5 protein-coding genes and 1 pseudogene are annotated in these 4,610 nt (G+C 61.6%); 2 read left to right on the top strand and 4 right to left on the bottom strand.

Annotated elements, in window-relative coordinates:
• Window positions 1-470, bottom strand: a pseudogene (locus tag PF446_RS11555) (transketolase); the annotation flags it as partial.
• A gap of 324 nt (window positions 471-794) precedes the next feature.
• Here PF446_RS11555 and PF446_RS11550 point away from each other — a divergent pair.
• Both PF446_RS11550 and PF446_RS11545 read left to right on the top strand, forming a co-directional pair.
• The gene (locus tag PF446_RS11550) at window positions 795-1,394 is read left to right on the top strand and encodes a porin family protein (protein ID WP_298071723.1); all 600 of its coding nucleotides are present in this window, start codon (window positions 795-797) and stop codon (window positions 1,392-1,394) included.
• Window positions 1,395-1,749: 355 nt separating this feature from the next.
• Entirely contained in the window at window positions 1,750-2,337 is a 588-nt protein-coding gene (locus PF446_RS11545) for an outer membrane beta-barrel protein (RefSeq protein WP_298071721.1), read from the top strand.
• 148 nt (window positions 2,338-2,485) lie between these two features.
• On the opposite strand, the gene PF446_RS11540 is transcribed toward PF446_RS11545, so the two are convergent.
• The 3 genes from PF446_RS11540 to PF446_RS11530 form a co-directional block, all read right to left on the bottom strand.
• Window positions 2,486-3,490 carry a class I fructose-bisphosphate aldolase gene (locus tag PF446_RS11540; RefSeq protein WP_298071719.1) on the bottom strand — a complete coding sequence of 335 codons (1,005 nt, stop codon included), beginning with the start codon at window positions 3,488-3,490 and terminating at the stop codon, window positions 2,486-2,488.
• Between the two features lie 243 nt (window positions 3,491-3,733).
• Entirely contained in the window at window positions 3,734-4,171 is a 438-nt protein-coding gene (locus PF446_RS11535; RefSeq protein WP_298071717.1) for an energy transducer TonB, read from the bottom strand.
• Between the two features lie 193 nt (window positions 4,172-4,364).
• Window positions 4,365-4,610: pyruvate kinase alpha/beta domain-containing protein (locus tag PF446_RS11530; RefSeq protein ID WP_298071715.1), on the bottom strand; the 246-nt coding region annotated here is incomplete at its 5' end.

Here is a 4,610-nt window from a genome sequence, read left to right as displayed (position 1 = left end):
CAGCCGTCGCCGCAGAACACGTAGGTGTGGTGGTCGACCACGTCGAAGTCGGGCCGGTTGAAGCGCTCACCCAGCACTTTCTCGGCCAGCGCGAAACCCACGCCGTTGGCGATGCCCTGCCCCAGCGGACCGGTGGTGGTCTCCACCCCCGGGGTGTCGGCGGCTTCCGGATGACCCGGCGTCATCGAGTGCCACTGGCGAAACTGCTTGAGCTGGTCCATCGGCAGGTCGTAACCGGTCAGGTGCAGCAGCGCGTACTGCAGCATCGAGCCGTGGCCGTTGGACAACATGAAGCGGTCGCGGTTGAACCACTTCGGATTGCCCGGGTTGTGCCGGTAGAAGTCGTTCCACAGCACCTCGGCAATGTCGGCCATGCCCATGGGCATTCCCGGGTGCCCGGAATTGGCTTTCTCGACCGCGTCCATGGCGAGGGCGCGGATGGCGTTGGCGAGCTCACGACGGTTCGACATCCTCAATCTCCGGCAGATATGGCGGTAAAGCGCTTATTGTCGCCGATCCTGCTGCTGCTGTCGCATGCAGCGTTCAGGAACATGCACAAACCCGGCCTGCATGAAACCGATGATGCCCGGGAATTCGTGTCAAGCCGACGGCGCCGAATGTTCAGAGGCACCTCAGGAGTCTTAACGCGCACTTAATTCTGTACTGCTCGGTATTGGAACCATTCATACCGACCCCCGTCTAATGTCCTCAAGCCGCCGACGTGGGCCGGCGGCCCTGTGTACAAGCCCACCGGCTACAAGCCGAAAAACAAGAAAATGCAAGGAGTTGTCCCCATGAAAAAGACCCTGATCGCACTCGCCTTCGTCACTGCTGGTCTGGCCACAGTCCCCGCATTCGCGCAGAGCTATCCCAGCAACAATAGCGGCAATGGAGGCTGGTTCGTCGGCGCGAAGGTTGGAGATGCCACCCTGAACAAGGGTGCCTACAACGGCAGCGATACCGGCTATGCCATCGATGGTGGCTACCGCTGGTCGGTTGCCCCAAACGTCGCGCTGGGCCTGGAAACCGGCTACAACGACTTGGGCACTATCAAGCTCAGGAACGCCTTCAGCAGCAACCCGGTTCTCGCCCATCCGAAATCGCAGCTGCACGGCTGGACCTTTGGTGGCACCGGCCATTTCAATATCACCCGCAACTGGTATGTCAGCGCCCGCGCAGGCATCTATCAGTGGCAGGGCCATGGCCTGAGCAACAACAGCAATCCGCTGTACCGCAACATCAGCAAGACCGACTTCTACGGTGGTGCCGGCTTTGGTTATGACTTCAGCAACAACTTCAGCGTCGGCTTGAACTACGACTACTACGGTGCCAAGAAGGATAACCTCAACCTCAGCACCAATCTGTACTCGGTCAGCGCCGAATACCGGTTCTGATGCAGCCGGCCGGCCGGTTCCGTGCCGAGCACGGAAACCCGTCTGGTCGTGAAACCACGGCAAACCAGAAAGGGCGCCCTCGGGCGCCCTTTTTCATGCCATCGGTCACGTTCTTGCATTGGCAATGCCCGGCTATAATCAAGCTGCAAGCTTGAGCATGCGGGTGCCCCATGCATGCCTAATTCCGGACCGTCACTGCACAGGACCGCCGGCATCCGGAACATGCGGCGGGCTCCTGTCGATCTTCCGGCAGCGATGCACCGCCCATGCAGCGTACGCGAACGCATCAAGCACATGCACCGCACGAGCTGCGCACCAACTTGAACACCCTCTCACCACAAGAGCATGCAGATCCATGAACAAGACGATCCTCTCGACGGCCCTGGTCGCCAGCCTGATGGCACTGCCGGCAGCAAGCTTCGCTGGCGAAACCGGCTCGTGGTTCATCGGTGCGCAAACCGGCCAGTCGAAGCTTTTACAGATGACGGCATCCCATGGCACGGATACCGGCTATGCCATCAGCGGCGGTTACCGCTGGATCGTCAATCCCGCCATCGATGTCGGTGCCGAAGTCGGTTACGCCAATCTGGGCAGCTTCAGCGACGGCTTCTATAGCCCCGGTTACGCCACGCCCGGCAAGGTCACGGCAAAGGTCAAGGGCGCTTTCGCCGGTGCCAACATGCGTTTCTTTTTCAACCGGAACTGGTACGTCCTGGCCCAAACCGGATATTTCAACGCCCACAGCAAGATCAACACCCGTCTCGGCACGTACTACGACTCGATGAAGACCACCAAATCCAGTTGGTACTCCGGCATCGGCGTGGGTTACCGCTTCGACAACAACACCAGTCTGGGCTTCGTGTTCAATCACTTCGACGACAGGACCGGCCAGTACGATCTGGCCAGCTCGCTGGCGTCGGTGCGGCTGGAAGTCGAGTTCTGACCTGACGCCCCTTTGAGGCAGGCTCGCTGCATGTGCGATACCCGCATGCTGATACGGGTGCCATGCGTGAAAAGAAAACGGGCGCCGCACGGCGCCCGTTTGTGTTGCATGTCACATGTCACGGCCCATGCCGAAACAGGTCAGGGCATCAGCCTTCCCATTGACCGAGTGCCGCCAAACCGTTCTCGCGCGCGCGCTGGGCCACGGTCCTCTGTGACTCGACATAGTTGCCGTGCATGTCATCGCCCCACAGCTTGAGTGCAGCCTGCTGCATGGCCCGACCGTAGGAGAACGACAGCGGCCACGGATGCGGTCCGAGTTGGTTGATGGCATTGAGGTGTGCGGTGGCATCCTCGTCGGACTGCCCTCCGGAAAGGAACACGATCCCAGGCAGGATCGCCGGCACCGTGGATTTCAGGCAGCGCACGGTGGCGTCGGCCACTTCGTCGCGGCTGGCCTGGTCGGGACAGCCCTTGCCGGAGATCACCATGGATGCCTTCAGGATGGTGCCTTCGAGCATGACGTTCTGCTCGTACAGCGCGCCGAACAGGCTGCGCAGGGTGGCTTCGGTGACTTCGTAGCACAGGTCGATGTCGTGGTTGCCATCCATCAGCACTTCCGGCTCCACCATCGGCACCAGGCCGGCCTCCTGGCACAGCGCGGCGTAGCGCGCCAGCGCATGGCAGTTGGCCTCGATGCAGGTGGAACTCGGGGTGTCGTCACCGATGGTGATGACCGCGCGCCACTTGGCGAACTGCGCGCCGAATTTGACGTACTCGGCCAGCCGGTCACGCAGACCATCCAGGCCCTCGGTGACCAGCTCGCCCGGAAAACCCGCCAGAGGCTTGGCGCCCTTGTCGACCTTGATCCCCGGGATGATGCCGGCATCGCGCATCACCTTGGTGAAGGGCACACCCTCGCGGGTGGATTGGCGGATGGTCTCGTCGTACAGGATGGCGCCCGAGATATGGTCGGACAGATCCGGCGTGGTCAGCAGCATCTCGCGATAGGCACGACGATGCTCCTCGGTGTTTTCCACACCGACGGCTTCCAGGCGCTTGCGAATGGTATTGGTCGATTCGTCGATGGCGATGATGCCCTTGCCGGGCGCAACCATTGCCTGGGCGACGCTTTCCAGATCTTCAATGCTCATGACGACTCCGTGGGGAGACTGCGGCCAAACCGCGTGGCAATCACCACACCCCATCAAGGAAGTGTGGAAAGGCGCGAAGTATAGGCCAGAAACACTACAGTCTCGACCTTTCCCGGATGCGCTTTCCAGCAGACGCGGCGCGCAGCCCTGTTGCTAGACCCTGCGCACGCCAGCGGCAACGCCGCAGAACTACGCGAAGGTATTGAAATCAATGATCTGGCAACCGGGGCATGGCCGGTCTGATCAGTCGCCGTATCCGGAGAGCTCGCACTGTTTCAGCAGGGCGGCTTGGCGCGCCGCGTCCTTGGGCATGTTGAAACGCACCACGTAATAGGTATTGATCGGCTGGTCGGCATTGTTGTCACTGCTTGCGGCATAACGGAAATTGCGCACCAGGCTTACCGCGATGTATCCGAAGTCGCTGTCGGACGGGACCACCTTGCGCGCCATCACGTGCTGCGGAACGCCGTCGGAACCGATCATGTAGCTGACAGCCACGCAGCCGGGCTGGTCGAGCTTGCGGCCGGTATTGGGCACATTGCCTGAGACCTCGCTCTTGGTCATGTTCCAGTAGTCGGGCACATGCTCAGGCGCGACCACAGGTGGCTGCGCCAGGGCCGGCAAGGCCATGCCGAGTCCTGCGACGAAAACCACGAAGACAGCAATCTTGGAACGAAACATGGCGTGACTCCTGCAGCAAGCGACACAGTCTGGAAGTTTACCCCCAAGCACGCACGCCTGCCTGTGTACGAGGTGAATGAAGCAACAGCCCATGGCCGATTCAGCCTGCCGCGCAAGCTCCCGCACCGGGACACGCACACGCAAGCATTCCCGCACATGCCCGTGCGACGCACAACGGACATGGTTCACCCTACTAGGGGCCTTGCAGGCTCTCGGCTATGCCCTCGGCGCCCACATGCAGCAGCTTGAGCGTATTGGTGCCGCCGCCCATGCCGGTGTGATCGCCATGGGTCAGGATCACGCGGTCGCCCTCATCCAGGCGGCCCAGTTCGAACAGGCTCTGCACCGCGGCGCGCGCGGAGTGCGCGGGGTCCATGTGGCCGTGCTCGAAGGCGATCGGCTTGACGTCGCGCAGGATCAGCATGCGCCGACGTGCTTC

Source organism: Oleiagrimonas sp. (assembly GCF_027858935.1).
In the GTDB taxonomy this organism is placed as follows: domain Bacteria; phylum Pseudomonadota; class Gammaproteobacteria; order Xanthomonadales; family Rhodanobacteraceae; genus Oleiagrimonas.
Note: the sequence above shows the minus strand (reverse complement) of the source record. Positions and strands in the feature narration are given on the sequence as shown.